This is a genomic window from Duganella sp. GW821-FHT07G03 (assembly GCF_059418605.1).
Genome location: NZ_JBWKQE010000025.1, coordinates 60,297 through 85,819 on the forward strand (window position 1 = coordinate 60,297; position 25,523 = coordinate 85,819).

Annotated in this window: 28 protein-coding genes; 16 read left to right on the forward strand and 12 right to left on the reverse strand. The window is 63.5% G+C overall.

Annotated elements, in window-relative coordinates:
• The first annotated feature begins 57 nt into the window (after positions 1-57).
• Entirely contained in the window at positions 58-405 is a 348-nt protein-coding gene (locus AC07OK_RS25500) for a hypothetical protein (protein ID WP_116990312.1), read from the forward strand.
• Between the two features lie 9 nt (positions 406-414).
• Here AC07OK_RS25500 and AC07OK_RS25505 read toward each other — a convergent pair whose 3' ends face one another.
• From AC07OK_RS25505 to imuA, 4 genes are all read right to left on the reverse strand, one after another.
• Complete coding sequence (locus tag AC07OK_RS25505; protein WP_494692886.1) at positions 415-1,422, reverse strand: thioredoxin domain-containing protein; 1,008 nt, start codon at positions 1,420-1,422, stop codon at positions 415-417.
• Positions 1,423-1,492: 70 nt separating this feature from the next.
• Entirely contained in the window at positions 1,493-2,248 is a 756-nt protein-coding gene (locus AC07OK_RS25510; RefSeq protein ID WP_494692887.1) for an alpha/beta hydrolase family protein, read from the reverse strand.
• A gap of 31 nt (positions 2,249-2,279) precedes the next feature.
• Positions 2,280-3,758, reverse strand: a complete 1,479-nt coding sequence (locus tag AC07OK_RS25515; protein ID WP_494692888.1) for a Y-family DNA polymerase — start codon at positions 3,756-3,758, stop codon at positions 2,280-2,282.
• Positions 3,688-4,419: a translesion DNA synthesis-associated protein ImuA gene (gene imuA, locus AC07OK_RS25520; protein WP_494692889.1), complete on the reverse strand. Its 732-nt coding sequence runs from the start codon at positions 4,417-4,419 to the stop codon at positions 3,688-3,690. Before imuA ends, AC07OK_RS25515 begins: the two co-directional genes overlap by 71 nt.
• A 132-nt stretch (positions 4,420-4,551) precedes the next feature.
• Here imuA and AC07OK_RS25525 point away from each other — a divergent pair, with 132 nt between their 5' ends.
• Positions 4,552-5,805 carry a putative Na+/H+ antiporter gene (locus AC07OK_RS25525; protein WP_494692890.1) on the forward strand — a complete coding sequence of 418 codons (1,254 nt, stop codon included), beginning with the start codon at positions 4,552-4,554 and terminating at the stop codon, positions 5,803-5,805.
• On the opposite strand, the gene AC07OK_RS25530 is transcribed toward AC07OK_RS25525, so the two are convergent.
• From AC07OK_RS25530 to hrpA, 3 genes are all read right to left on the reverse strand, one after another.
• Positions 5,741-6,094: an addiction module antidote protein gene (locus AC07OK_RS25530; RefSeq protein WP_494692920.1), complete on the reverse strand. Its 354-nt coding sequence runs from the start codon at positions 6,092-6,094 to the stop codon at positions 5,741-5,743. The genes AC07OK_RS25525 and AC07OK_RS25530 overlap by 65 nt on opposite strands.
• A 21-nt stretch (positions 6,095-6,115) precedes the next feature.
• Positions 6,116-7,255: an extracellular catalytic domain type 1 short-chain-length polyhydroxyalkanoate depolymerase gene (locus AC07OK_RS25535; RefSeq protein ID WP_494692891.1), complete on the reverse strand. Its 1,140-nt coding sequence runs from the start codon at positions 7,253-7,255 to the stop codon at positions 6,116-6,118.
• A gap of 78 nt (positions 7,256-7,333) precedes the next feature.
• The gene (gene hrpA, locus AC07OK_RS25540) at positions 7,334-11,539 is read right to left on the reverse strand and encodes an ATP-dependent RNA helicase HrpA (protein WP_494692892.1); all 4,206 of its coding nucleotides are present in this window, start codon (positions 11,537-11,539) and stop codon (positions 7,334-7,336) included.
• A 55-nt stretch (positions 11,540-11,594) separates the two neighbouring features.
• On the opposite strand from hrpA, the gene argA reads away from it, so the two are divergent.
• Together argA and AC07OK_RS25550 are read left to right on the forward strand one after the other, a co-directional pair.
• Entirely contained in the window at positions 11,595-12,905 is a 1,311-nt protein-coding gene (gene argA, locus AC07OK_RS25545) for an amino-acid N-acetyltransferase (RefSeq protein ID WP_494692893.1), read from the forward strand.
• Positions 12,906-12,939: 34 nt separating this feature from the next.
• Positions 12,940-13,212, forward strand: coding sequence for an oxidative damage protection protein (locus AC07OK_RS25550; protein ID WP_008451241.1), 273 nt, complete (start codon positions 12,940-12,942; stop codon positions 13,210-13,212).
• 44 nt (positions 13,213-13,256) lie between these two features.
• On the opposite strand, the gene AC07OK_RS25555 is transcribed toward AC07OK_RS25550, so the two are convergent.
• Positions 13,257-13,637 (reverse strand): hypothetical protein, encoded by a 381-nt coding sequence (locus tag AC07OK_RS25555; RefSeq protein ID WP_494692894.1) that lies wholly within the window; start codon positions 13,635-13,637, stop codon positions 13,257-13,259.
• On the reverse strand, positions 13,637-14,314 hold the full coding sequence (gene rpiA / locus AC07OK_RS25560) for a ribose-5-phosphate isomerase RpiA (protein ID WP_494692895.1): 678 nt from the start codon (positions 14,312-14,314) through the stop codon (positions 13,637-13,639). The genes AC07OK_RS25555 and rpiA overlap by 1 nt, the downstream gene beginning before the upstream one ends.
• A 227-nt stretch (positions 14,315-14,541) precedes the next feature.
• Here rpiA and AC07OK_RS25565 point away from each other — a divergent pair, with 227 nt between their 5' ends.
• The 5 genes from AC07OK_RS25565 to AC07OK_RS25585 are packed head-to-tail and all read left to right on the forward strand — an operon-like array spanning position 14,542 to position 17,370.
• Positions 14,542-14,913 (forward strand): response regulator, encoded by a 372-nt coding sequence (locus tag AC07OK_RS25565; protein WP_494692896.1) that lies wholly within the window; start codon positions 14,542-14,544, stop codon positions 14,911-14,913.
• A gap of 2 nt (positions 14,914-14,915) precedes the next feature.
• A complete protein-coding gene (locus AC07OK_RS25570) occupies positions 14,916-15,542 on the forward strand; it encodes a chemotaxis protein CheC (RefSeq protein ID WP_494692897.1) in 627 nt (208 codons plus the stop codon).
• Positions 15,539-16,516, forward strand: a complete 978-nt coding sequence (locus AC07OK_RS25575) for a diguanylate cyclase (RefSeq protein WP_494692898.1) — start codon at positions 15,539-15,541, stop codon at positions 16,514-16,516. The genes AC07OK_RS25570 and AC07OK_RS25575 overlap by 4 nt, the downstream gene beginning before the upstream one ends.
• Entirely contained in the window at positions 16,513-16,920 is a 408-nt protein-coding gene (locus AC07OK_RS25580) for a DoxX family protein (RefSeq protein WP_494692899.1), read from the forward strand. The genes AC07OK_RS25575 and AC07OK_RS25580 overlap by 4 nt, the downstream gene beginning before the upstream one ends.
• A 21-nt stretch (positions 16,921-16,941) precedes the next feature.
• A complete protein-coding gene (locus AC07OK_RS25585; RefSeq protein WP_494692900.1) occupies positions 16,942-17,370 on the forward strand; it encodes a VOC family protein in 429 nt (142 codons plus the stop codon).
• Positions 17,371-17,385: 15 nt separating this feature from the next.
• Here AC07OK_RS25585 and AC07OK_RS25590 read toward each other — a convergent pair whose 3' ends face one another.
• Positions 17,386-18,234, reverse strand: coding sequence for a helix-turn-helix domain-containing protein (locus AC07OK_RS25590; protein ID WP_494692901.1), 849 nt, complete (start codon positions 18,232-18,234; stop codon positions 17,386-17,388).
• Between the two features lie 91 nt (positions 18,235-18,325).
• On the opposite strand from AC07OK_RS25590, the gene AC07OK_RS25595 reads away from it, so the two are divergent.
• The 7 genes from AC07OK_RS25595 (at position 18,326) to AC07OK_RS25625 (ending at position 23,078) form a co-directional block, all read left to right on the forward strand.
• A complete protein-coding gene (locus tag AC07OK_RS25595) occupies positions 18,326-19,762 on the forward strand; it encodes a cytochrome P450 (protein WP_494692902.1) in 1,437 nt (478 codons plus the stop codon).
• Between the two features lie 5 nt (positions 19,763-19,767).
• Positions 19,768-20,379, forward strand: a complete 612-nt coding sequence (locus AC07OK_RS25600; RefSeq protein WP_494692903.1) for a hypothetical protein — start codon at positions 19,768-19,770, stop codon at positions 20,377-20,379.
• Positions 20,380-20,459: 80 nt separating this feature from the next.
• Positions 20,460-20,975: a hypothetical protein gene (locus AC07OK_RS25605; RefSeq protein ID WP_494692904.1), complete on the forward strand. Its 516-nt coding sequence runs from the start codon at positions 20,460-20,462 to the stop codon at positions 20,973-20,975.
• 232 nt (positions 20,976-21,207) lie between these two features.
• Positions 21,208-21,426 (forward strand): BrnA antitoxin family protein, encoded by a 219-nt coding sequence (locus AC07OK_RS25610; protein WP_494692905.1) that lies wholly within the window; start codon positions 21,208-21,210, stop codon positions 21,424-21,426.
• The gene (locus AC07OK_RS25615; RefSeq protein ID WP_494692906.1) at positions 21,423-21,647 is read left to right on the forward strand and encodes a BrnA antitoxin family protein; all 225 of its coding nucleotides are present in this window, start codon (positions 21,423-21,425) and stop codon (positions 21,645-21,647) included. Before AC07OK_RS25610 ends, AC07OK_RS25615 begins: the two co-directional genes overlap by 4 nt.
• Positions 21,648-21,843: 196 nt before the next feature.
• Positions 21,844-22,440 (forward strand): PAAR domain-containing protein, encoded by a 597-nt coding sequence (locus AC07OK_RS25620; RefSeq protein ID WP_494692921.1) that lies wholly within the window; start codon positions 21,844-21,846, stop codon positions 22,438-22,440.
• Positions 22,440-23,078: a type VI secretion system amidase effector protein Tae4 gene (locus AC07OK_RS25625; protein WP_494692907.1), complete on the forward strand. Its 639-nt coding sequence runs from the start codon at positions 22,440-22,442 to the stop codon at positions 23,076-23,078. The genes AC07OK_RS25620 and AC07OK_RS25625 overlap by 1 nt, the downstream gene beginning before the upstream one ends.
• 708 nt (positions 23,079-23,786) lie before the next feature.
• Here the strand turns inward: AC07OK_RS25625 and AC07OK_RS25630 are convergent.
• Both AC07OK_RS25630 and eda read right to left on the reverse strand, forming a co-directional pair.
• Positions 23,787-24,545 carry a hypothetical protein gene (locus tag AC07OK_RS25630; RefSeq protein WP_494692908.1) on the reverse strand — a complete coding sequence of 253 codons (759 nt, stop codon included), beginning with the start codon at positions 24,543-24,545 and terminating at the stop codon, positions 23,787-23,789.
• Positions 24,546-24,896: 351 nt separating this feature from the next.
• A complete protein-coding gene (gene eda, locus AC07OK_RS25635; protein WP_117011564.1) occupies positions 24,897-25,520 on the reverse strand; it encodes a bifunctional 4-hydroxy-2-oxoglutarate aldolase/2-dehydro-3-deoxy-phosphogluconate aldolase in 624 nt (207 codons plus the stop codon).
• Between the last annotated feature and the right edge of the window lie 3 nt (positions 25,521-25,523).

The following is a 25,523-nucleotide window of genomic DNA, read 5'->3' on the forward strand; positions in this document are numbered from 1 at the left end:
GGCTGGCCTGCCGGGCGTGGCCTTGGCGTTTTGCTGTTTTGGTGTATGCTAATCGCCATGAACAAAGACACCGACATCCAACTCAGCGGCCCCTTCAAGGCCTCCGACGGCTCCGGCCGTGCCCACGACGCCAAAGCGATCCGTATCTTCGACGAAGGTTACGGCGCGATCGACGTGTATGTGGACTTTTCTGCTTCGATCAGCGGCCTGCACAAGGACAAATCGCTGATCGACGCCGTGGTCGCGCAACTGCGCACCGTCGGCTACAAGGGCCCGGCCCTGACCGCCGGCGATTCCGTGCTGCAGGAAAGCAAACTGCTGGTACTGGAAGCGCCGGACGAATTCAACACCTTCGCCGCCGGCAAGGGCTGGAAAGACCTCGCCGAAGAATTCGACGACGAGTAATTTCAGGCCTTAGTTAAACAGCTTCTTCAACGCATCCTTCACGTCTATCTTGATTTTCTTCGACTGCTGCGCACCCGGCTGCGCAGCGGTCTGCTGCGCATCGTCGCCATTCTGCGATGACGGCACATCCGCCGCCGCCACCAGCCACTGCGGCTGCTTGGCCGCCGCCAGCTTGGGCAAGCCGTCGCTGCCGAAGGCCTTGTTCATGTAGGCGAAGTCCATATTGATTTCGTTGTTCAGGATCGAACCATCCTCGCGCAAGATGCTCGGCGTACCGTGGATGCGGGCGCCCACGCCGGCCAGGATACGTTTCAGGTTGAGTCCCGATTGTTCCGCGGTTTTCGGATCGAACTCGCAACTGCGGCCCGGCCCCGCGTCCAGCGTACTCCAGTATTTCTTCCAGGCGGCGGCGCCATTTTCGGCGCACCAGAGGCGTGACGCGGTCTGCCACTTCGCCGCGCCCGCGCCCTTGAGCTCCTGCAGCGACGACGGCAGAACGTAGAAGGTGGTGTTCACGCCGCGTCCATTTTTGCTGAGCTCCTGCTCGAAGCGCTGGCAAAAGCCGCAATCGACGGCGGAGAACAGCACCTGCTTGCGGCCGCCGCCGTCGCCATAAGTGACCTTGATCAGCTTGTCGTAGTCGATGGCGCCCATGACCTCCAGCCGGAGATCGTTGAGCTCCTCGCTGTTCATCTTGCGCGGCGGACTGCCGTTGGTCATAACGACCTGGAAGCCCTGCGCATCGCCATAGATCGTGCCCGCTTCGTTGATGATGCCGATGAAGTCGCCTTTGTTGTCGTTCAGTATGTACATGCCGCGCACCAGCGTCGGTACCGCGCGGCTATTGTTTTCCGTGATGCCCAGGCTGCGGTTGGCGCGCGCCATATTGGCCAGCAGGTTATGCGTCGCGCTGCGGCCATCCGCATGGGCCGGCAACGCCAGCATCGCGCCGGCCGCCATGCCGACAACCGCGCCGAGCGCGCGCCACTGACTGAAGCTCTGTTTGAATACGTTCATCGCTAACCTTTCCTGATTTGCCGGCGCCGCCAAGCATTAAACAAAATAGTAGATTATATAACAACCATATTCAGATATAGCGATCGCTCCAGGCCGCGATCAAGTTGGCCACGTAGACGGCATCGTCGCGCTCGGTCAGCAGGTGGTCCGCGCTGTCGAGCGAGATGAAACTCTTCGGGTGCTTGGCGGCGGTAAAGATCTCCATCGCATTGCTGATGCCGACCGTGTCGTCGCCCGGCGCGTGCATCACCAGCAAGGCCCGCTTCAGGCCCGCGATCTTCAGCTTCAAATTGTGCCCGCCCGCATCCTCGACAAATTGCTGCTTGATGCGGAAAGGCCGGCCCGCCAGTTGCACCTGCGCCTCGCCCTCGCTGGCGATCTGGTCGAGATGCTGGCTGAACAAGCCGGTCACGCGCACCGGATCGCTGGGCGCGGCCAAGGTCACCACCGCCTTGGCCTCCGGCACCTGTGCGGCCACCGCCAGCACCGCCGCGCCGCCCAGGCTGTGGCCGATCAGCAGACTGGGCGCCTTGTGGCTGGCGCGCAGGTAGGCGGCCGCCGCCAGCAAGTCCGCCAGGTTGGACGAGAAATTGGTATTGGCGAATTCGCCCTCGCTGGCGCCCAGGCCGGTGAAGTCGAAGCGCAGCACGGCAAAGCCATGCTCGGTCAGCGCCTGCGCGATGCGGCTGGCGGCAAACACGTCCTTGCCGCAGGTGAAGCAGTGGGCAAACAAGGCGTAGGCCCGGATCTCGCCGTCCGGCACATCCAGCCGGGAGGCCAGCTTCTGGCCGTCGGCGCCGAGGAATTCCTGTCGTTGTGATCGCATGCGCTGTCCCGTTGATGTTGCCAGACGCTATTTAACCAAACAAACCGTGCAGATACCAGCGCGCCGACTGTTCGCCCTCGTGGCCGGTGCGCTCGCGGTACAGCCAGTAGTGGGCGTAGTCGTCGCCCTCGGCCATGAAATAGTCGCGGGTTTGCATGGCGCCCCACCAGCCGGCCTCGATGCGCTCGCCGGTCGACATGATCTTCAGCGGCGAGCCGTAGAACGGCCGGTGGTCGCGCATCAGCAAAGGAATAGGCTTGGCCAGCAGCCAGGTCGGACGCGGCAGGCCGGGCATGTCCGGCGGCAGCTGGGCGCGGGCGTCGGCGGGACGGATTTTTTCCTGCACGCTGACCCAGGCGTTGGCCTGCTCGGGACGGTAGTCGGCGCGCGGCGCCGCTTGCAGCACGTTGTCCGGCCCCAGCCGCGCGGTCAGCAATTCCAGCAGGCGCTGCCAGTCTTCCTTGCTGCCGCCCGGCTCGGGGAACAATGAATCGCTGGGCGGCGCCATCGCCTGCACCTGCGGCGCCTCCAGGCACAGGCCGATCACCGGCGCGTCCAGCACCTGCTTGGCCAGCCGCTCCTTGAGCAGGCGCACCAGATGCTCGTCGCGCCAGGTCGGCTCGGCCAGCACGATGTCGATCACCGTCGGCGGACCGGCCACCTTGCCGCGCTCGTGCTCCAGCAGCAGCCGGATGCGCTCGACCGCGAACTGGCGCGCGCTGAGCCAGCCGGTCAGCTGCTGCAACAAGCGGCGCGCGCCGAACAGCAGCGCTTCGGCGTTCTCCACACGGTCGAACAATTCCAGCTTGGCGCTGAAGCTGGCCGGTGCTTCCAGCCATCGATGCATCTCGGCGCGTTCGCCGTAGGCATCGTCCAGCATGTCCAGCAAGGCGCGGCCGCAGCGGCGCTGCAAGCCGGGACGCGGTAGGCGGCGCATCTCGCCCAGCGTCAAGCACCCTATGCCTTCCAACCAGCTCAGGTAGGGCCGAGCCGGAGGCAGCAGGCTGCCGGGCAAGCGGTCCATGCGCCGCACTAACGCGTCCATCGACAAGGCCCGCCCGGCGTGGCTGCGAGCCAGCAGCCAGGCGCCGCGCGCGGTGGGCGCGCAGCTGAGCGTGGCCGTGAAACCGAGCGCCTCCATGCTGGCCGCCACCTGCCGGCATAGCGCGCGGATGCCGCCGAACAGGCGCAGGCTGGCGCCGATGTCGAGCAGCAGCGTGGCTTCCTCCGCCTGCGCCAGTTGCGGCGTAAATTGCAGCAGCGCCAACGCCACCGCCTGTTGCGCTTCCATCTCGCGCTTCGGCGCGCGCTGCTGGAACTGCGACTGCGGCGCCAGCATCAGCGCGCCGCCGCGCCGCATGCCCACGTCCACGCCGGCCTGCCGCGCCAGCGCCGACATGGCCACCACCCGCTCCTGCTCCAGCACCACGGTGCAGCCGTCAGCCGACCAGCGCGGGCAGAATACTTCGAGCGGGAGCCGTGGCAGGTGTAGTCCGATCCAGAGGCGCATGGCGTTGTAAGAGCGATGGGGTTAATGGCAAAAATAATGGGGTGTCGCGCTGCGGTCCTCGTCGTTTGACAAAGCCGATGTTGATGCCGCCCGGCGCCGTGTGCAGCGACAGCCGCAGCGGCGCCGGCGAGGCATCCTGCGCGGCCGCCAGCGGCCGCAGCATGCAGAACAAGGTGTCTCCGCTTTGCGCCGCCAGATGCAGGCGGCGCAGCGTTTCGCCGCGCGCATGGCTTTGCCACAGCAGCAGCGCGCCACAACAGCCGCTGCGCAACACTTGTTCGGCGGCCCACAAGGCGTCGCCGCTCTTGGCGCCGCTGCGTATCCAGATCAGCTGCGACGGTTCCAGCCCCAACGCCGCCAGCGCCAGCGCCTGCGGCGCATGCGGCGGTTGCAGCAGCGCGATGGGCCGTTTGCCCAGGCCCAGCAACGCCGGCCGCAGCAGACGCAGTTCGCCGATGCCGTGCTGCTGCACCAGCAGGTCAGTCAGCACGCCCAGCGGCCACCCACCGCCCGGCAACTGCGCCGACAAGGCGGCAAAGCCGGTGTCGACGCAGCGGGTGGCGCTGTGCGCCAGTTGCGACGCCAACCATAACGCTGGATGGACGGCTTCGGGCGCAAGGGCGGCGGAACGGGGGGCGGAATGGGTCGCGGGCAGGCTCATGATATGGATGGATTCTACCGCAAATACTGTATGAATACACAGTACTATTTGTTGGCATTTTTGGCAAGGCCAATCTGTATCGTGCGCCTCATGCTGTACCATGTGGCTCAGGCAACTCAACAAGGACATCCTTTGCAAACCATCCAACTGGTCGGCGCCATCCTGTTCGGAATGGCGCTGCTGCACACCTTCGCAGCCAAATCCTTCGAAGTACTGTCGCACCGCCACCCGCGCCATGCGGGCCTGCTGCATCTGTTGGGCGAAGTGGAAGTGGTGTTCGGCTTCTGGGCCTTTATCCTGATTATCGCGATGGCCGTGCTGAGCGGAGGCGACGCCGCCATTCAATACGCCGAGTCGCGCCAGTACACCGAGCCGTTGTTCGTGTTCACCGTGATGGTGGTGGCGGCCTCGCGGCCGGTGCTGGACATCATGGAGCGCATGCTGCTGGTGCTGGCCAAACTGCTGCCGATGCGCACCGAACTGGCGCTGGTGTGGTTCGGCCTGGCGCTGGTACCGCTGACCGGTTCGCTGATCACCGAGCCGGCCGCGATGACCCTGGCCGCGCTGATGCTGGCGCCGCTGATTTTCCGCGACGGCATGCCGGAATGGCTGAAGTACGGCGCGCTGGGCGTCCTGTTCGTCAACGTCTCGATCGGCGGCACGCTGACCGCCTACGCCGCGCCGCCGGTGTTGATGGTGGCCAGCACCTGGCAATGGGACAGCGCTTTCATGGCCACGCATTTCGGCTGGAAGGCTGCCATCGCGGTGCTGATCAACGCCACCGTGATCACCTTCGTGCTGCGCAAGCATTTGCGGGCGCCGGCCGCACCGTCGGCTGACGTCGTGGCGGCGCCGGCGGTGCCGTTGACGGTCACCGCGATCCATCTGGTGTTCCTGGCGGCGGTGGTGGTGCTGGGCCATCACACGGTACTGTTCCTCGGCATCTTCATGCTGTTCCTGGGATTCACGCAGGCTTACCAGCGCTACCAGAATCCGCTGATCATCAAGGAGGGCCTGCTGGTCGGCTTCTTCCTGGCCGGGCTGGTAGTGTTGGGCGGCATGCAGCAATGGTGGTTGCAGCCCATCGTCGAGAGTTTGCCGCCGGTGGCGCTGTTCTTCAGTGCGCTTGGCCTGACGGCGATTACCGACAACGCCGCGCTGACCTATCTCGGTTCGCTGATCCAGGGGATTTCGGCGCAGTCGCAATACATGTTGGTGGCCGGCGCGGTGGCCGGCGGCGGCCTGACGGTGATCGCCAACGCGCCGAATCCGGCCGGCGTGTCGCTGCTGCGGCGCGGCTTCCAGGACGAATCGATAGGCGCTATCGGCCTGCTGGCCGGCGCGCTGGCGCCGACGGCCGTGGCTGCGCTGGCGTTTCTGCTGTAGTCACCTCGACCTGGAATTTCAATCCAAGCGCACGCATGACTTTCAAGATGGTCGCGAAGCTTGGATTGCCATCGGCGGAAAGGGCCTTGTATAAGCTTTCGCGGCCCATTCCCGTTTCGTTGGCAAGTTGCGTCATCCCGTAGGCTCGGGCGATGTTGCCCAGCGCCTTCGCAATGAACGCCACGTCATCACCCGCCTCTTCAAGGCAAGCCTCGAAGTAGAGGGCCATGTCTTCTCTTGTCTGAAGATATTCGGCACTATCCCAATTCTTCAACTCAAGCATCGCGATAACCTCCTGCACCGTGTCAAATCATATGCGCTGGTGACGTGAGAAAAATTCTAACATCATTTTGCTGGCATCCGGGCCGGCCTTGGCGTTGAAGGCCAGCGCCGGATCGCCGCCGCTCCAGGCGTGCTCGAGGTCGGCGATCTGGGCCACGCGCAGCAGCAGTTTTCTTCCTTCGTAAAAATCGTGCAGCTGGTGGGCGTTGTGGCGGCCGCCGCGTCCTTGCGGGTTGTGGGTGACCTTCGGCGCCGCCGACAGCCGGTTCAGCAGCCGACTTTGGCGCGCCAGCTGGAGTTGGTTGATCGGGCGGACCACCTTGTCGCCCTCCCCCTGGATCAGGATCGCGGGCATGCCGGGGAATTGTGGATGGCGCATCATCACCTCGTGCGCAGCGGCCTCGGTACGCGTGGCGCCGCCGTGCTGCATCACGCCCAGCGCGCCGATGGTGTTGTGGCCTGCGCCGAACACCGGGCCTGAATGCAGCCCCACGGCGGCGAACAGCTGCGGGTGGTTCAGCGCGACGATGTTGGCCATGCCGGCTCCAGCCGAAAGGCCGGCGACGTAGATGCGCGAACGGTCGATGGCGTATTGCGACGTCACCTTGTTGATCATGCCGACGATGACGGGGACGTCGCCGCCGCCCTCCTGCGTGGCGCGGTCGTACCATTTCCAGCAGCGCTGCGCCTGGACGCTGACCAGTTGCTGCGGATAGAGGACGGCATAGCCCATCTGCTCGGCCCACTGGTTCATGCGCGTGCCTTGCGCGAATTGGGTCGCGGTCTGGTGGCAGCCGTGCAGCATCACCAGCAGCGGCAAGCCTAGGCGTTGCGTGTCTTCGGGCGGATTGTTTGGCAGGTAAAGCCAGTAACTCATGCGGCGTGCCGGCGTGCCGACACCTGGCGGTGCGCTGAAGTGTGAGGCCAGCCATTTTCCCGGCGATGGGGGGACGTGTGTGGCGACGGAGGTCGTGGCGCGCACACGGGGCGCGGCCGGCTTGGCTGGCTTGACGGCGCTCTTGGCCTTGACGGCCGGCTTGCGTTTCCGTTTAGGCTTGGCCGCTGCGGGGACGGCGAACAGCGCCGTCACCAACTTGCTGACGGAACGGCTCTGCCGCTTCCCCGTGCGGACCAAAGTGCGTAACAAACTGCTGGCGGCTCTCTTCATGGCGACGATCTCCTGTTGCCATAAAGTCTACCCCGAAACCCGCCCCAGCCTGCGTGCGCCAGCGCTCATAGCAGCCGATCAGCGCTGCATCGACTCCCATACTTTCAACAGCCGCTTGGCAGATACCGGCATCGGCGTGCGCAGCTCCTGCGCGAACAGCGATACGCGCAACTCCTCCAGCATCCAGCGGAATTCCACCATCTTCGGATCGGTGTTCTTGCCGGCCGATTTGTCCTTGTTGGCGCGCTGGTACAGCGTGGCCGCCTGCTGCCATTCTGCCATCAGCTTGGCGTCGCGCGCGGGATCGCCGCGCAGCTTCTCGATACGCACGTTCATCGCCTTCAGATAGCGCGGGAAGTGCGACAGCTGGCTGTACTCGTTCTCCGACAGGAAGCGCTTGTTGACCAATCCCTGCAACTGCGACTGCATGTCGGCCGCCGCCTGCGCGGGCAAGCCTTGCAGGCGCTTGGGCAGGCCATGGAACTCGGTCAGCACCTGCGACAGCAAACGCGCGATCTCGTTCACCAGCAGCACCAGGCGCGATTTGCCCTCGTCCTTGCGCTTGGCGAAACTGGCTGCATCCAGCGGCAACGGATCTTGCAGGCAGGCGATGTCCAAGGCCTTGTTGATGATCTGCTCGCGCAGCTCTTCCTGCGTGCCCATGCTCATGAACTGCATGCCCATCTGCTGCAAGCCGGGGATGCCTTTTTCAATGAACTTGATCTGGTCCTTCATCTGCAAGGAGAACAGGCGGCGCAGGCCGATACGGTGCGTGCGCGCAGCCACGGTCGGATCGTCGAACACTTCCAGGTCGCAGTGCGTGCCCTTGTCGACCAGCGCAGGGAAGCCGATCAGCGTCAGCTTGCCTTGGGCGATTTCCAGCAACTCCGGCAGCTCGCCGAAGGTCCACGAGGTCAGGCCGGTCAGCGTGATGCCGCTGGCGGCCGTCGGCGCGGCGGCCGCAGGTGCTCCCTTGCCTTGCGCGGCAGGTGCACTGGCTTTCGCCGATGCGGACGGCGCGGCGCTGCCACCAGTGCCCAGCGCACGCATGCTGACGCCCTGCCCGCCCGACGACTCGGCCATTTTCTGGAAGCTCTCGCGCGCCTGCGTGCCGAATTCCGCCTGCAGCGTGGCCAGGTTGCGGCCCATCTCCAGCTGGCGTCCGTGCTCGTCGATCACCTTAAAGTTCATGAAGTGGTGAGCCGCCAGCGTTTCCGGCTTGAAGTCGCTGGTCAGCACCGAGATCGTGATCTGCTTGCGGATGTCGGCGATGATGGCGTCAACCAGGTCGCCACGGCCGAACACACCCGCTTCATGCACACGCTCGCAAAACTTGGCGGCGTAATCCGGCAGCGGCACGCAATGGCGGCGCAGCTTTTGCGGCAGGGATTTGAGCAGCAGATGCACCTTCTCCTTCAGCATGCCCGGCACCAGCCACTCGCAACGTTCGCGCGGCAGCTGGTTCAAGGCAAACAGCGGCACCGCCATGGTCACGCCATCGCGCACGCTGCCCGGTTCGAAGTGATAGGTCAGCAGCATTTCCAGCCCCGTCACCGACATCATCTTCGGGAACAGGTCGGTGGTGACGCCGGCCGCTTCGTGGCGCATCAATTCGTCGCGGTTCAGGTACAGCAGCTTGGGCTCGGCGAACGTCGCATCCTTGTGCCACTTCTCGAAGCCGGCGCCGTTGACCACGTCGGCCGGTATCAGCTTGTCGTAGAAGGCGGCGATCAGTTCATCGTCCACCAGCACGTCGAGACGGCGCGACTTGTGCTCAAGGTTTTCGATTTCCTTGATCAGCTTATGGTTGTGCGCGAAGAACGGCGCCCGCGTTTCGTAATCGCCGCCGACCAGCGCATCGCGTATGAAGATCTCGCGCGCCTCGGTCGGATTGAACAAGCCGTAGTTGATGCGGCGCTGGCTGTACACCACCAGCCCGTACAAGGTGGCCCGTTCGGACGCGCTGACCTGCGCCGATTTCTTCTCCCAGCGCGGCTCGCCCCAGGACTTTTTCAGCAGGTGGCCGCCGACCTTTTCCAGCCACTCCGGCTGGATCTGCGCCACGCAGCGCGCGTACAGGCGCGTGGTGTCGACCAGTTCGGCCGCCATGATCCACTTGCCCGGCTTCTTCAGCAGCGAGGAGCCCGGCCAGATATTGAACTTGATGCCGCGCGCCCCCAGGTAGCCGGCGCCCGGCTCGTCCTCGCCCTTGAAGCCGATGTTACCCAGCAGGCCAGTCAACAGCGCCAGGTGCAGGTTCTCGTAGGTGGCCGGCGTTTCGTTGACGCGCCAGCCCTGTTCCTTGACGATGGTCAGCAGCTGCGAATGCACGTCGCGCCACTCGCGCAGCCGCAGTTGCGACAGGAAGTTGGTGCGGCAATTGTCCATCAGCTGGCGATTGGTCTTCTTGTGCTCAATCGCGTTGTCGAACCACTTCCAGATCTTGAGATAGCTGAGGAACTCCGACTTCTCGTCGGCGAACTTCTTGTGCGCTTCATCGGCGGCCTGCTGGTGCTCCATCGGACGGTCGCGCGGGTCCTGCACCGACAGCGCGGAGGCGATGATCAGCACTTCTTCCAGGCAGACGTTGTCCAGCGCGGCCAGGATCATGCGGCCCACGCGCGGGTCCAGCGGCAGCTTGGAGAGCTTGTTGCCCAGTGGCGTCAGCTGGTTGTATTCGTCGACCGCGCCCAGTTCCTGCAGCAGCTGGTAACCGTCGGCGATGGCGCGGGCCAGCGGCGGCTCGATGAACGGGAAGGTCTCCACGTCCGTCAGGTGCAGGGACTTCATGCGCAGGATGACCGAGGCCAGCGACGAGCGCAGGATTTCCGGCTCGGTGAACTTCGGTCGTTGCAGGAAGTCCTGCTCTTCGTACAAACGGATGCAGACGCCGTCGGCCACGCGGCCGCAACGGCCGGCGCGCTGGTTGGCCGCCGATTGCGCGATCGCTTCGATCTGCAGTTGTTCGACCTTGTTGCGGTAGCTGTAGCGCTTCACGCGCGCCAGGCCGGCGTCGACCACGTAGCGGATGCCTGGCACGGTCAGCGAGGTTTCGGCGACGTTGGTGGCCAAGACGATGCGGCGCGCGTTGGTCAGCTTGAACACGCGTTCCTGCTCCTCGGCCGACAGGCGGGCAAACAGCGGCAGGATTTCGACGTGCGGTGGGTGGTGCTTGCGCAGGGCTTCGGCGGCGTCGCGGATTTCGCGTTCGCCGGGCAGGAACACCAGCACGTCGCCAGAGCCGAGGCGCGACAGCTCGTCGACGCCGTCGATCACGGCGTCCATCAGGTCGCGCTTTTCGCGGGCGGCGGCGGTGCGCTGGCCCTTGCCTTCGGCGTTGGCCACGGCAGGATTGACAACGTCGCTTTCGATCGGGCGGTAGCGCACCTCCACCTTGTACAGGCGGCCGGAGACTTCGATCACCGGCGCCGGCTTCTCCGGCGTGCCGAAGTGGCGCGAGAAGCGGTCGGCGTCGATGGTCGCGGAGGTGATGATCACCTTCAGGTCCGGGCGGCGCGGCAGCAGCTGCTTCAGGTAGCCGAGCAGGAAGTCGATGTTCAGGCTGCGTTCGTGCGCTTCATCGATGATGATGGTGTCGTAGTTGCGCAGCAGCGGGTCGGTCTGGGTTTCGGCCAGCAGGATACCGTCGGTCATCAGCTTGACCGCGGCGCCCTTGGTCAGCGTGTCGGCGAAGCGGACCTTGAAGCCCACCGTGACGCCCAGCGGCGTGCCCAGCTCCTGCGCGATGCGCTTGGCGGTGGACGAGGCGGCGATACGGCGCGGCTGCGTGTGGCCGATCAGGCCTTTCTGGCCGCGGCCCAGTTCCAGGCAGATCTTCGGCAGCTGGGTGGTCTTGCCGGAGCCGGTTTCGCCGCAGACGATGATGACCTGGCTGTTTTGCAGCGCCTCGGCGATTTCGTGGCGGCGGCCGGAGACCGGCAGGTCTTCAGGGTAGGTAATCGGCGGCAGCGGGTTGCGGAACGCGCGTTCGGCAGCGCGGGCGGCCTGTTCTTCCGGCGTCAGGCGGGGTGGTCGGCCACCGCCGCGGGGTTCGCGGCGCGGCGGCGCAATCAGCCCGCCTTCGCCATCCGGCAGCGCCGCGCGGGGCGGGCGCTGCTGGCCGGCCGGACGCGGTTCGCCGCTGCGCGGGCGCGCCTCCCCTTGCGGGCGTGGCTGGCCCTGCCCTGGCCGGGCGTTGGGCGCTTGCGGAGTGCGGGAGGGGGCGTTCTGCGTGCTGGCGGGCGTGCTGGACGCGCCTTTAGACTTGTTGCTGGCTTCTGACATTGTTTTTTACAAAGGTTTTGGCGCGGAAGTCGCGCACCGAATTATAATGCGGCTAATGGAAAACCCTACCCAATTCGTCCAATGGCTGCGCTCAGTCGCGCCGTACATCCACGCCTTCCGTGGCAAGACCTTCGTGGTCGCCTTCCCTGGTGAACTCGTCAGCGCCGGCGCGCTGCAAGTGCTGGCGCACGATTTGTCGCTGCTGCACGCGCTGGACATCAACGTCACCGTGGTCTACGGCTCGCGCCCGCAGGTGGCCGAACAGCTGGCCCTGCGTAACGTCGAGGGCCGCTTCCACAACGGCCTGCGCATCACCGACATCGCCGCCATGGAGTGCGCCAAGGAGGCCGCCGGCGAGCTGCGCCTCGATATCGAGGCCGCCTTCAGCCAGGGACTGCCCAACACGCCGATGTCGCACGCGGCCATCCGTATCATTTCCGGCAACTTCATCACCGCCCGTCCGCTGGGCGTGATCGACGGCGTCGACCTCGAGCTGACCGGCATCACCCGCAAGGTCGACGCCGAGACCATCCACTCCATCCTCGGCTCGGACGGCCTGGTGCTGCTGTCGCCGCTGGGCTTCTCGCCGACCGGCGAGGCGTTCAACCTGACCATGGAGGACGTGGCGTGCAGCACCGCCATCGCCCTGCACGCCGACAAGCTGATCTTCATCACCGAAACGCCGATGATGACCGACGCCGGCGGCACCGAAATCCGCGAACTGTCGTCGCACCAGGCCGAGGCCGTGCTGCAGGCCGGCTTCCTGCCGGACGCCACCGCCTTCTACCTGAAACACTGCGTCAAGGCCTGCGACAACGGCGTCGAGCGCTCGCACATCGTGCCGTTCGAGATGGACGGCTCGGCCCTGCTGGAGCTGTTCACCCACGATGGCGTGGGCACCATGATCTCGCACGAGAACCTGGAGTCGCTGCGCCAGGCCACCATCGAGGACGTCGGCGGCATCATCAAGCTGATCGAGCCGCTCGAGGCCGACGGCACGCTGGTCAAGCGCGGCCGCGAGCTGATCGAGCGCGAGATCGACTACTTCTCCGTCATCGACCACGATGGCGTGATCTTCGGCTGCGCCGCGCTGTACCCGTTCCCGGAACAGAAGATGGCGGAAATGGCCTGCCTGACCGTCAATCCGGAAGTCCAGGCCCAGGGCGACGGCGAGCGCATCCTCAAGCACATGGAAAACCGCGCGCGCGCCATCGGCGTGCAAAAGCTGTTCGTGCTGACCACCCGCACCTCGCACTGGTTCCAGAAGCGCGGCTTCGTGCCGGCCACCGTGGACGCCCTGCCCAAGGACCGCCAGCGCATGTATAACTGGCAGCGCAAATCCCAGGTTTTGATTAAGACCTTATAATCTCGTTTTACCTACCGCTTTAGGAGCAACACAGATGGCCCGCACCGTTCAATGCATCAAACTCAACAAGGAAGCCGAGGGCTTGGACTTTCCACCATATCCGGGTGAACTGGGTAAGAAGATCTATGAATCGGTTTCCAAGGAAGCCTGGGCGGCCTGGCTGAAGCACCAGACCATGCTGGTCAACGAAAACCGTTTGAACCTGGCCGACCAGCGCGCCCGCAAATACCTGGCCACGCAGATGGAGAAACACTTCTTCGGCGACGGCGCCGACGCCGCCATGGGTTATGTGCCGCCAACCGAATAAGGTTGCCGGAAGCGCCGGCGGCGCCCGCCGCCGGCGTGCAAGAATTACATCGCTTTACACTGCTTCAACTCGCATTTCGCCATGAAAACTTTGCCGTTTTCGCAAGTCATGCGATACACCTCGACCGGTCCCGGTTCGCTCACCAATCCCGCGCCCCAGCCGCCCGTGCAGCCCTGCTGCTTGGCCAGGCTCTCCACCGTCGCCGACGAGATGCCGGCGCGGAACGGCACTTTCTGGATTTCGACGCCGTCCACATAGCCCAGCGGCGTGCCGTCGTCGGCCGTGGTGCGCGGCGCCGGCTTGCGCGGTACAACTTGCGCGTCGCCCGACTTGCCGAACGACGGCATCATCGAGCAGGCGCTCAGCAGCGAGGCGCCCAACAGCGCGCCCGCCCCCAACAGCATGACCAGCGGCCGGCCGCTCATCAGAATTTCAGCGTCTGGACGCCGTCCGCCATGCCCAGCAGGCAGACGTTGGCGCCGCGCGCGGCGAACAGGCCGACCGCGATCACGCCGACGATCTGGTTGATCTGCTGTTCCAGCGCCACCGGATCGGCGATCGCCAGGCCGGCCACGTCGATGATCATGCCGCCGTTGTCGGTGATGAAAGCCTCTTCGGTGCCCGGCTTCAGGCGCAGCTTGGGCGTGCCGCCCAGCTTGGCCAGCGCGCGGGTGACGGACGCGCGCGCCATCGGCAGCACTTCCACCGGCAGCGGGAACTTGCCCATCACCTCGACCAGCTTGGAGCCGTCGGCGATGCAGACGAACTGTTTCGACACCGAGGCGACGATCTTCTCGCGCGTCAGCGCCGCGCCGCCGCCCTTGATCATGGCGCCGGCAGGGGTGATCTCGTCGGCGCCGTCGATGTAGACGGCGATTTCCGCCACGTCGTTCAAGTCGAACACTTCGATGCCGTGGCCGCGCAGGCGCGCCGCGGTCGCTTCGGACGAGGCCACCGCGCCCTTGATGCGGTGCTTGATCTTGGCCAGTTCATCGATGAAGAAGTTGGCGGTCGAGCCGGTGCCGACGCCGATGATCTCGTTTTCCACCACGTAGTCGATGGCGGCGCGGGCTACGGCTTGTTTCAGTTCGTCTTGGGTCATAATGTTTGTGTAAGAGAGAGAGGGGAATTCACTTCCGCTATTTTAACGGATCGCCCCTGTCCGCCACCGTTTTCAGCCAAAAATTGCGCTCAGACAACATCAAGCCGGCGCCGGTGTCGCAGACTGGCACAAGCGCCGCGGCGACGCAACGATGGTTGCCAGCGACGGCGCGGGATATGCGAGAATGGTCATCACGCAGGTCCAATCTTGATCGCCGGGGATGACACATGACGCCTACCAAAACAGTCTTGATAGTCGATGACAGCCGGGTCTCGCGCCTGATGGCGCGCCAGTACATCGCCGGCCTGCATGCCGACTGGATCGTCGAAGAGGCGGCCACCGGCGAGGAGTCGCTGCTGAAGGCGCGCGCCACGCCGCCGGACCTGATCCTGATGGACGTCAACATGCCCGGCATGGGCGGCATCGCCGCCGCCGAGCTGCTGCGGCAGGAATTCCCCGCCGTGCCGATCTCGCTGCTGACGGCCAATGTGCAAACCTCCACCCGCGAGCGGGCCACCCTGCTCGGCATCGGCTTCATGGAAAAACCGATCACCGAGGCCCGCATCGCGCAGCTGCTGTCCACCCTGGAAGCGGCCTGACCATGTTCGCCCTGTCCGAGCTGGAAAACGACGCGCTGATCGAGATCTTCAACATCGGCGTCGGCCAGGCGGCGGCCTCGATGAGCGCCATCGTCAACGAGGCGGTGCGCATGTCGGTGCCGTCGGTGAGCTTCATCAACCGCACCGAGGCGGCGCGCCTGCTCGACGGCAAGTCGCTCGAGGCCGAGACCATCTGCGGCGTCAGCCAGCACTACGAGGGCGCGTTCGCGACCGAGGCCATCCTCATGTTTCCCGAGGATAAGAGCCTGGAGATCGTGCGCCTGATGGTGGGCGAGTCGGTGCCGCTCAAGGAGCTGACCGACATGGAGCAGGAAGCGATGTGCGAGATCGGCAACATCATCCTCAACTCCTGCGTCGGCACCCTGGCCAACATCTTCCAGCGCGAGCTGCACGGCTCGCTGCCGCAATACCACGTCGGCACCAGCGATGAAATCCTGGTCGCCTCCGGCAGCCAGCCCGACACCGTGGTGCTGATGCTGCACATCGACTTCCTGCTCGAGAAGCACCAGATCCACGGCTATGTCGCCTTCGTGCTCGACATCTCGGCGTTGCACGACCTCAAGGAGCAGATCAACCTCTACATCGCCCGCGCCATGGGCCAGGCATGATGCGTCCCGTGACCGAAGCACACCACCTCCACCTGCTGCACAGCGTGCTGTGCGCGGTGAACCTGGGCGCCATCGTGCTCGACAACGAACGCCGCGTCGTGCTGTGGAATTCGTGGATGATCAAGTATTCCGGCCTGGGCCACGACAAGGTGATCGGCGCCGATTTCTTCACCGTCTGCCCCGGCCTGCGCGGCGGCCGGGTCGAGGCGGCGATCCAGCAGGCGCTGTACAACAACTTCCCCTCGCTGCTGTCGCAAACGCTCAACAAGGCGCCGTTCGCGCTGTACGCCGGCCCGGTGGCGGCCGCCCGCAACGAGCGCATCCAGCAGGCGGTGGAGATCACGCCGATCGCGGTCGAGGGCGCGCCGCGCCACTGCCTGATCCAGATCAACGACGTCAGCATCGCCGTCGCCCGCGAGAAGCTGCTGCGCGAGCAGGCCATGGTGCTGCGCTCGCAGACCTTCGCCGACGGCCTGACCGGCATCGCCAACCGCCGCCACTTCGACGTCGCGATGGAGAAGGAACACCGGCGCGCCAAGCGCGGCGGCACACCGTTGTCGCTGCTGATGATCGACATCGACCACTTCAAGGCCTATAACGACCACTACGGCCACCAGAAGGGCGACCAGTGCCTGATCCAGGTGGCGGCCGCGCTGGCGGCCATGCTCAAGCGCCCGTGCGACCTGATGGCGCGCTACGGCGGCGAGGAGTTCGCCATGATACTGCCCGAGACCGACGTCGAGCAGGCCACCATGATGGCCGAGGCGATCCGCGCCCGCGCCCAGGAGCTGGCCATCCCGCACGAGCGCAACAGCGACGACGCGCGGCAAGTGACGATCAGCATCGGCATCGCCACGCAAAAGGTCGATGCGGCGGTGGAGATCGAAGCGCTGATCGGCGCCGCCGACCGCGCGCTCTACCTGGCCAAGCGCAACGGCCGCAACCGCACCGAAGCCTTGCTGCCGGCCGGATGAAAATCTTTACCCGCGCCAGCGCCGGCACCGACCTGCTGCGTCTGGTGTTATGCGCCATCCTGTTCACCCACGGCGCCTACCGCTTCTACGAGGGCAGCAGTCCGATCCTGGGCCAGATTCTCGAGGAAGAGGGTTTCCCGGCCGGCAGCGGCACCGTGCTGGCCTATGCGGTCAACCTGGTCGAGACGCTGGGCTCGGCGCTGTTGGCGCTGCGTTTATTTACCTTGCCGGTGTGCGCCGCGCTGACTATCATCTACAGCACCGGCATCATCCTGTTCCACCGCCACAACGGCTTCTTCGTGGTCGGGCCGGGCACCGGCGGCTGGGAGTACAGCGCGCTGCTGATCACCTGCCTGCTGACCACCGCCTGGGAAGAATTGAAGCTGAAGATCCCTGTACGTTAACCGTTTTGTTGGAGGCGCACCATGTCGCAGCTGGCCCCGAACCGTTCGATCCAGCAAGTGATGGTGATCCCCGTGCTGCACTACCAGGACGTGGCGGTGGCGGCGCAGTGGCTGTGCGAGGCGTTCGGCTTCAGCGAGCGGCTGCGCATCGGCGAGCACCGCATCCAGCTCGACATCGCCGGCGGCGCCGGCGCGGTGGTGGTGGCGCAGCGGCCGGCGCCGGCGCCGCCCTGCCCGCATCCCTGTCACTCGATCATGGTGCGCATCACCGACATCGACCAGCACTACAAGCGCGCGCTGGCGGCCAAGGCGCGCTCGCTCAGTCCACCGACCGGCTATCCGTTCGGCGAGCGGCAGTATTCGGTGGCCGATCCGGGCGGCCATGTGTGGACCTTCACGCAGACCATCGCCGACGTCGATCCGGCCGCCTGGGGCGGCACGCTGCTTTAACCCGGTGTTGCTGCTCTACGTCCAGATGCGGTAGATCCAGTAGCTTTCGTCTTCGGATTGCATGATGCGCGCCAGTTCGTGCGGGCTGTGGCCGGTGATCTCGCGCGCTTCGCGGCAAAAGTGGGACTGGTCGGAATAGCCGCCGCGCGCGGCCACGTCGGACCACACCACCCGCCCCGCCAGGAACTCGTCGCGGGCGTCGAAGAACGATTGCTCGGCGCGCTGCAGGCGCAGCAGCTTGCGCATCGGCTGGCCGGCGCGCGCCTTGATGTGGCGCTCGATGCTGCGCACGCCGCGGCCCAGCGCGGTATCGGCCACCTGCCACGCCAGGTGGCGCACCCAGTCGCCCGCCGTCGCAGCAGGGCCGCCGGGACGCGTGGCCTGCCAGCGCGGCGTGAGGAAGGCTTCCAGCACCGCCAGCCGGGCGCTGTCGTCGGCCGCTTCCAGCAGCGTTTCCGACATCGCCGCCCACTCCGGCCCCAGCACCCTGCCGACATCGTCCCAGCGGTTGACCCAGGCCGGCACGTCGATGCCGCTCAGCGCATGCATGGCCTGCGGATAAAACATCACCATCAGGATGCGCACCGGGCCCGGATTGTAGGTGGCCATCGGCCGCGTCTGCGGGCCGACGAAGACGGCGCGCACTTCGGTCTTCGGTATCCCCGGCGGCTGCACCACCTCGGCCTCGCCCTCGATGAACCAGGTGATGGAACAATGCGGCGTGGCGGGGAAATGATTGAAGCGTTCGGCCGGATCGGTCAGCGGTTGCTCCACCGTGCTGCGCGTGATGTAGGCGCGCACGCAGGAGGCCAGCGCGAAAGGCGGCACGATCAGCCGAGTCAGGGAAGGTTCGGTGGAGGACATGGATAAAGTTTATACCAAAGCTGTCGCAAACGTTCAATACGCGCCGGCGGCGGCACGGCATAGTGAGGTATCGTCACTCAAGGAAGCCGCCATGGAACACACGATCACCGCCCCTGCCGCCCACCAGCTGCGTACCGTCGAGAGCCTGCCGGGGCCCCGTCCCTGGCCGCTGGCGGGCAACCTGCCCAATATGGATCTGCAGCATATCCACCGCAGCGTCGAGCAGTGGAGCAAGCGCTACGGCCCGATGTTCAAGATCACCCTGGGCCGCACGCCGATGCTGGTGCTGGCCGGGCATGAGCTGGTCAACGCCGCACTGCGCGACCGCCCGGACGGCTTCCGCCGCCCGTCCATCACCGCCCAGGTGTCCGACGAGATGGGCGGCCGCCCCGGCCTGTTCCTGGCCGAGGGCGCGACCTGGCGCAACCAGCGCCGCATGGTGATGACCGCGCTGGCGCCGCACGCGGTGAAGGCTTACTTCCCGTCGCTGGTGAAGGTCGGCCTGCGGCTGCAGCAGCGCTGGCGCCAGGCCGCGCGCGACGCCAGCGCCATCGACCTGACCGAGGACCTGAAGCGCTTCAGCGTCGACGTGATCGCCGGCCTGGCCTTCGGCACCGACGTCAACACCATCGACGGCGGCGAGGATGTGATCCAGCGCCACATGGACACCATTCTGCCGGAGGTGGCACGCCGCTCGTTCACGCTATTCCCATACTGGCGCTACTTCAAGCTGGAGCGCGACCGCAAGCTGGACGAATGCGTGCTCCAACTGGGCAAGGCGGTCGATGAGCTGGTCGCCGCCTCGCGCGCCCGGCTGGCGGCCGAGCCGCACCGGCGCGAACGTCCCGCCAACCTGCTGGAAGCGATGATCTGCGCGGCCGACGAGGGCGACAGCGGCGTCGACGACGTCGCCGTGGCGGGCAACGTCACCACCCTGCTGCTGGCCGGCGAGGACACCACCAGCAACACGCTGGCGTGGATGCTGTACCTGCTGCAAAAGAATCCGGCCGCGCTGCGCAAGGCGCGCGAGGAAGTGCTGCGCATCGCGCCCGACACGGCCGCCTTCACCATCGAGCAGATGGATGCGCTGGACTACCTGGACGCCTGCGCCCAGGAAGCCATGCGCTTGAAACCGGTGGCGCCCTTCCTGCCGCTGGAAGCCCTGCGCGACAGCGTGATCGGCGACGTGCGGATTCCCAAGGGCGGCCTGGTATGGTGCGTGATGCGGCACGACAGCATCAGCGAAAGCCACGTGCCGCAGGCCGGCCAGTTCGATCCCGAACGCTGGCTGAAAAAAGGCGACGGCGCGATGGACAAGCATGTGTCGATGCCGTTCGGCTCCGGCGTGCGCACCTGCCCTGGGCGCTATCTGGCGCTGCTGGAAATCAAACTGGCCGGCTCCATGGTGCTCAACAGCTTCGACATCGCCTCGCTCGACACGGTGGACGGCAAGGAGCCGGACGAGCTGATGGCGTTTACGATGTCGCCGGTGGGCCTGCGCATGCAGCTGCGCGACCGCGTCGCATAAGCAGCATGCTGCACAAGACCCATCGCATTGGCGCTTGCGTACTCGGCGCCTTTTTGACGCTGCATCTGTTCAACCACCTGCTGGCGATAGTCAGCCCGGAGGCGCACATCCACTTCATGGAGGCGTTCCGCGCGGTGTACCGCAACCGGGTGGTGGAGCTCATCCTGCTGCTGTGCGCCGCCAGCCAGGTCGCCAGCGGATTGACCTTCGTGCGCCGCCGCTGGCGCGACCGGCATGAAGGACTCGACCTGTTGCAGCTGGGCTCAGGGCTGTACCTGGCGTTCTTCCTGCTGGTGCACGTTGGCGCGGTGCTGGTCGGGCGCATCCAGTTCGGGCTCGATACGAACTTCTACTATGCCGCCGCCGGCATGCACGTGCTGCCGTATCGTTACTTCTTCATGCCCTACTACTTCCTCGCCGTGTTGGCGATCACGGTCCATCTGGCGCGGGCGCTGCACTGGCTGGCGCACGATCGCCTGAGTGCAGGGGCGATGCGGGGCGCCGCGATGCTGCTGATGGTCTCCGGCTTCACGGCCGCCACGCTGATCGTCGCCGCCTTTTCCGGCGCGCTGTATAACGTCACGGTGCCGGCGAAATACCTCGCCACGTTCCGGTAGCGCAGGCGGGGATTGGCGTGTTGGGCGGCCGAGCGTATATACTTCGGCGCTGTAAGCCCAGTCACCAATCAAGGATGTATATGAAGATGCTGTCTCGCGTTGACGCGAACGTCGCTGCCGAAATCAATCGGCAGTTCCCGCAATTGAAGCAAATCAGGGAGCTGGACTCGGACGGCGGCATGGAGCGACTGGCGGTCTCCGTGTTCGACCACTGGCTCGACGACGAGAGCGAATGGCATCTGCTGGACTGTTTCGAAGGCCAGGAGCGCGTACTGCGCAACAAGAAGTTCGAGCAGCACTGGGCGGCGCTGTTCGACCTGACGCCGGTCTACACGCTGCGCCACCGCGGCCGCTGGCCAGCCAAGGCCAAGCCGGTGCTGAAGCGCTACACCGACCGCGAAGGCTTCCTGCGGCAGTCGCGCTTCAACGACTACGGCGTGCCGTCGCAATTCATCATCCTGCCGGAACTGGGCTGCGTCTACGCCGCGGGCTGGGATGACACCAACATCCTGTATTTCAAAAACAAGGAACTGGCCGCACCGGTGCTGGAACTAGCCACCAAGGCGGGGCTGTTCTGCCTGAACCCAAACCGCTAACGAGTATGTACATGGGGTGCGCCTCCGCGCTCCTTGTGGCAAAGCCCCGATTTTCTCTTCGATTTCCCCCGATTTTTTCAAGCATTGGGCTATTTCCGAATTTACCGGGCTAAATATGGGAAAGCCGAAAAAAATAGGGGAGCAAGTAGGATGAACCAGTCCGCTCCAGCTCAGCTTGACTGCAGATGCGTAGGATATGCATAATTTCCGCTCCAGGCCACGGAGAAATACCATGCTCAACGAGTATGATTTCAGCAAAGGCAAGCACGGCACGGTGATTGCCACCACTGGGAAAACGCGCATCACAATCATGCTGGATGACGATGTCATCGCGTTTTTTCTGGCGAAAGCTGAAGCACAAGGGACAGGGTATCAAACCCTGTTGAACGGCGTACTGAAAGACGCAATACGATCATCCAGAGCTCGCAAAACCTTCAGCAAAGATCCATGACATCCGAGAAAGAAGAGTTCCAGCGTGATTTGCTGGAATCTGTAAAGCAGATGCGTTCAAAGCAAGTAGCCCGTTTGACGCCGATGGGAACGCAACCAGCAGAGGAAGACTCAGTGGATATTTCCCTGCGCCTTCCCGTTGACATCATCGAGCGCTGGAAAGCCACCGGTCCCGGGTGGCAGCAGCGCATTTGTGATTTGCTGACTAAGGCTGCGCCGTAGTAGTTATTTCCTGTCGTCGCAACTGGTCGGCCAGAACAAACCGCGTCGGTGCTGGAACTCATTGCCAAGGTGGGCTTATTCTGCCTGAATCCGGATCGCTGAAAGCCCAGCGCGGACTTGACTAGCTCAATCGTGCAAATGCCAAAACGGCAACGCGCTTACAATGTTCACACAAACAACTTTGTGCAAGCGACGCATGCCAGAAATAATTCGTAAGGGCGACTCGACAAGCCATGGCGGGACAGTGTTAGAGGGGTCTCCAACCGATATCTGCATGGGAAAACCAATTTCATTTATCGGGCATAAGGTTCATTGCCCGAAGTGCCGCGGCGACTTTCCAATCGTGGAAGGCGTGATGACGGCCACCTTCTACGGCAAAGGCGTCGCCGTGGCGGGGATGAAAACATCGTGCGGCGCCAAGTTGATCGCTTCACAGTTCACAGACACGGTTGATTGGAGCAGCGGTGCTTCCGGCGCGGGCGCCGCGCGGCAATCGGCTACGGCCCTGGCGGCAACTGCCGCAGCGCAGCTCGCGCCAGGTGCGCTTCCGCCGCGCGCGGCAGGAAACGAAGTCGTGCCGCAAGAAGCTGCCGACAAGTTCGATGAACAGCCGCAGCTCCAGGATGACGCCATCAAAGGTGTCCCTTACTTTATCGAAACCAAAGACGGCCGCAAATTTTCCGGTCGTGCCACCGCAGACGGCACGCTGCCTCGTATCGAAACGTATGATGCGGAAGAGTACGCTGTCTATTGGGGTGACGATGCCCTTGCCAAAATGGAGGGAATGGGCTGATGGGAAAAGTGTTTCAGCAGCATGCCGCAGTCAAGACCAACACCATCAAAGACTCCGTGTGTAGCATCGACGTTCCCGCTGTGAAGTTCTCCGATCTTTGGGACAACTATGTGACCGGCACCCCTTACAAACCAGCGCCCGGCGACAAAGGGGACTACAGCAACCAGTGCGCACTGCGCATGAGTGCGACCTTCCACAAAATCGGTATCAAGATGAAGTCGTTTTCCCAAAAAAGCGTCAAGCCGATGCCGGGAGCACAGGTATTGGGGCGCGTCATGATGAATGGCGCCGCCGCTGCCGTGCGCGCCTACGAGTTGGGAGAATGGCTCAAACTTCAGCCGTTCTGTGGCCTGCCGCAAAAACCGGAAGACATCACCGGTAAGGATTGGGAAACGAAGGTCAAGGGACGCACCGGCATCATTATGTTTCATGCCTACTGGACGCGTGTCGGGGAAGCTCCCGCAAGCGCCAGCGGCGGGCACATCGACCTATGGAATGGATCAAGGCTTACAAACAATGGTCTAAGCGGGACGCTAGAAACATTCGCGCGCTTCACGTTGGGGATCAACAACCCTTGGATACCGGTTTACTCCGATCTTCGGAACTCGAAAACAATCCTCTTCTTCGAGGTCAAGTAATGGCGAGAAAAATTATTCTCTTTGTCTTCGGATTTCTGGCTGGCGTCCTCTTCGACATGGTGCCTCACGCCATTGAGACTATGGCAAACACAAACTTGTGCGTCGAATCATGCTCGGCGACGCTACGTGGTATGTCAATCGCAGCCTATGCGGCCATGCCGGTTGCGTGGGGAATCATCTTCTCAAGAACAATAGGAAAACCACATGCAAAGAGAGTAGTACTCCCATCTGCGTTGTTCTCGCTTACGCTCATGATGGTACTGACCTGGTTTCTGTATAAGCACCAGCACCCTTGAATATTAGGATTTGGGCCGCCCCGCGCAGTCCTGTCGGCCTGATGCCTGATGCTGGCGGGTGCCAACAGCCGGCACCGGAATAACTCTCGTCTGTTCGCAGGTTAAATCCAACGAAACATCGATACTTCTCGCTTGGGGTACAGGAGCACTAACCGCCGCGTTCAGGGCAAGCATTTCGTTTGAGACAAAAGGAAACGCTGTTCCATGTCGTCGTAGACCGCTGGCAATTCGCCAAGTTCGTAACGCCCCCCAGTCAGCCACTCATTGATGGAGTCCTTCTCCTGTAAGGGCGAGATGCTAGCGAAGTTCTATTACACCTTTACAAAAGGCAGTGTAGTCCTTGGTCTCGACACCTTCGACGAGAAATCCTTTTTGCTTGATCCAGGCATTGGAATAGACGCCTATCCAGAACCTAGCCCCCCGCAGGCTTCTCCGCCCTAAGAAATTTTCCACCAGGGTATAGTTTTTTAGCTAAGATATACAATTCCTCTTGGACAGCGGGCAAGCTAGTCATTAGCTCGTCTAAGTGATCAAAGACTTCACGTGCAGAACTCTCCGCGATGCCGAATATGCGATCTCCCAGTTTTTCTCTGACCTCTTCCAATGTGGTCTCAGTTTCGGACAATCGGTGTAGACCGACAGCAGGTTGGAGCTCGTCATAAAGAAATTTCGCACGCAACTCCAAGACTCGCATCGCCTGCTCAAACCGTTCCTGCTCAATGCTTAAGTTCATCAAAATCTGCGGGCTTTCGGAATCTAGAATGAATGCCAAAGCACTAAAATCTTGCGAAATATCCGTATAGTTTGGTGGACTCAGCGGCGGAAGATTGAGTGCCCGGCCAGGCAAATTGCGGTACGGTTCGACCATCCGAGAAATTACCATCAAAGCGTTGTACTGGCGGATTAAAACAAAGAGCGCAGACCTGAGCGCAGTCCTGCGCTCAACATGCTCTTTACGGTCGTCCTTCACCCAATTCAAGCTGAACGCGAAGGTAGCGCCTAAAAAAGTTGAAAGGAAAGACGCTAGGACAGTGGGTACAAGACTCTTTCCCTCCACGTTCTTCGACCATAAGGCCAAAGTAACATAGGCCAACATGCTAATAGCAATCAGCACGAATATTGCCAAGTTCGCGACCTTCCATCCTTCAAACCTGAATCTCTTTTTGGCCATCCACATCCCTTTGATTAGTCTTCGACCGATTTCCTTAGATTAACCGCGTTCGACATCCTATCACTGGCACCGGAACTTGTGATTACACCCACCTGATAGAAGAGCCGTCCTGCCGCCGCTTCGCCCGTAATTAACTGCTTGAGATTTCTGGTCACGAAAGCAGTGCCATGAAAAAAAACCAAAAAAATTGGAAGCCAACTTTGGAGTTTCGTTCAACTAACGGAAGTCTCGAAATACCCGTCTTTTCCAAGTAGGCGGGAAGCTATACGTCGCATGGTCACAAACGCAGCATAGATTCCCGCCTACACGGGAATGACGATTCAACAGAGATCCTCTTACTGTCCGGCCGGATTAGCGCAACCCGCTGGCCGCCTTGGCCAGGTCCGTGATGCGATCCCAATCACCAGCGGCGATGGCATCCTTCGGCGTCAGCCACGAGCCGCCCACGCAGGCCACGTTCTTCAGCGCCAGGAACTGCGACGCGGTCTCTTGCGAGATGCCGCCGGTCGGGCAGAACATCACGTCCGGCAGCGGACCGCCGATCGCATTCAACATGCCGATGCCACCGGCCGGCACCGCCGGGAACAGCTTCAACTGACGGAAGCCATGCTCGCGCGCCGCCATCACTTCCGACGGCGTCATCACGCCCGGCAGCAGCGGCAGGCCGCTGCTCTTGGCGGCGGCGATCAGCGCCGACGTCAAGCCCGGCGACACGCCGAACACCGCACCCGCATCGCGCGCAGCGGCGAATTCTTCCGGCTGCGTCAAGGTGCCAACGCCGACGATCGCGCCTTCCACTTCCGACATGGCCTTGATCGCGGCCAGGCCGTGCTTGGTGCGCAGCGTCACTTCCAGCACGCGGATGCCACCAGCCACCAGCGCGCGCGCCAGCGGTACTGCATGTTCAGGTTCGTCTATCGCGATCACTGGGATCACGGCCGAGGTACGCATAATGTCGAGCAGAGTCATGGTCATGAT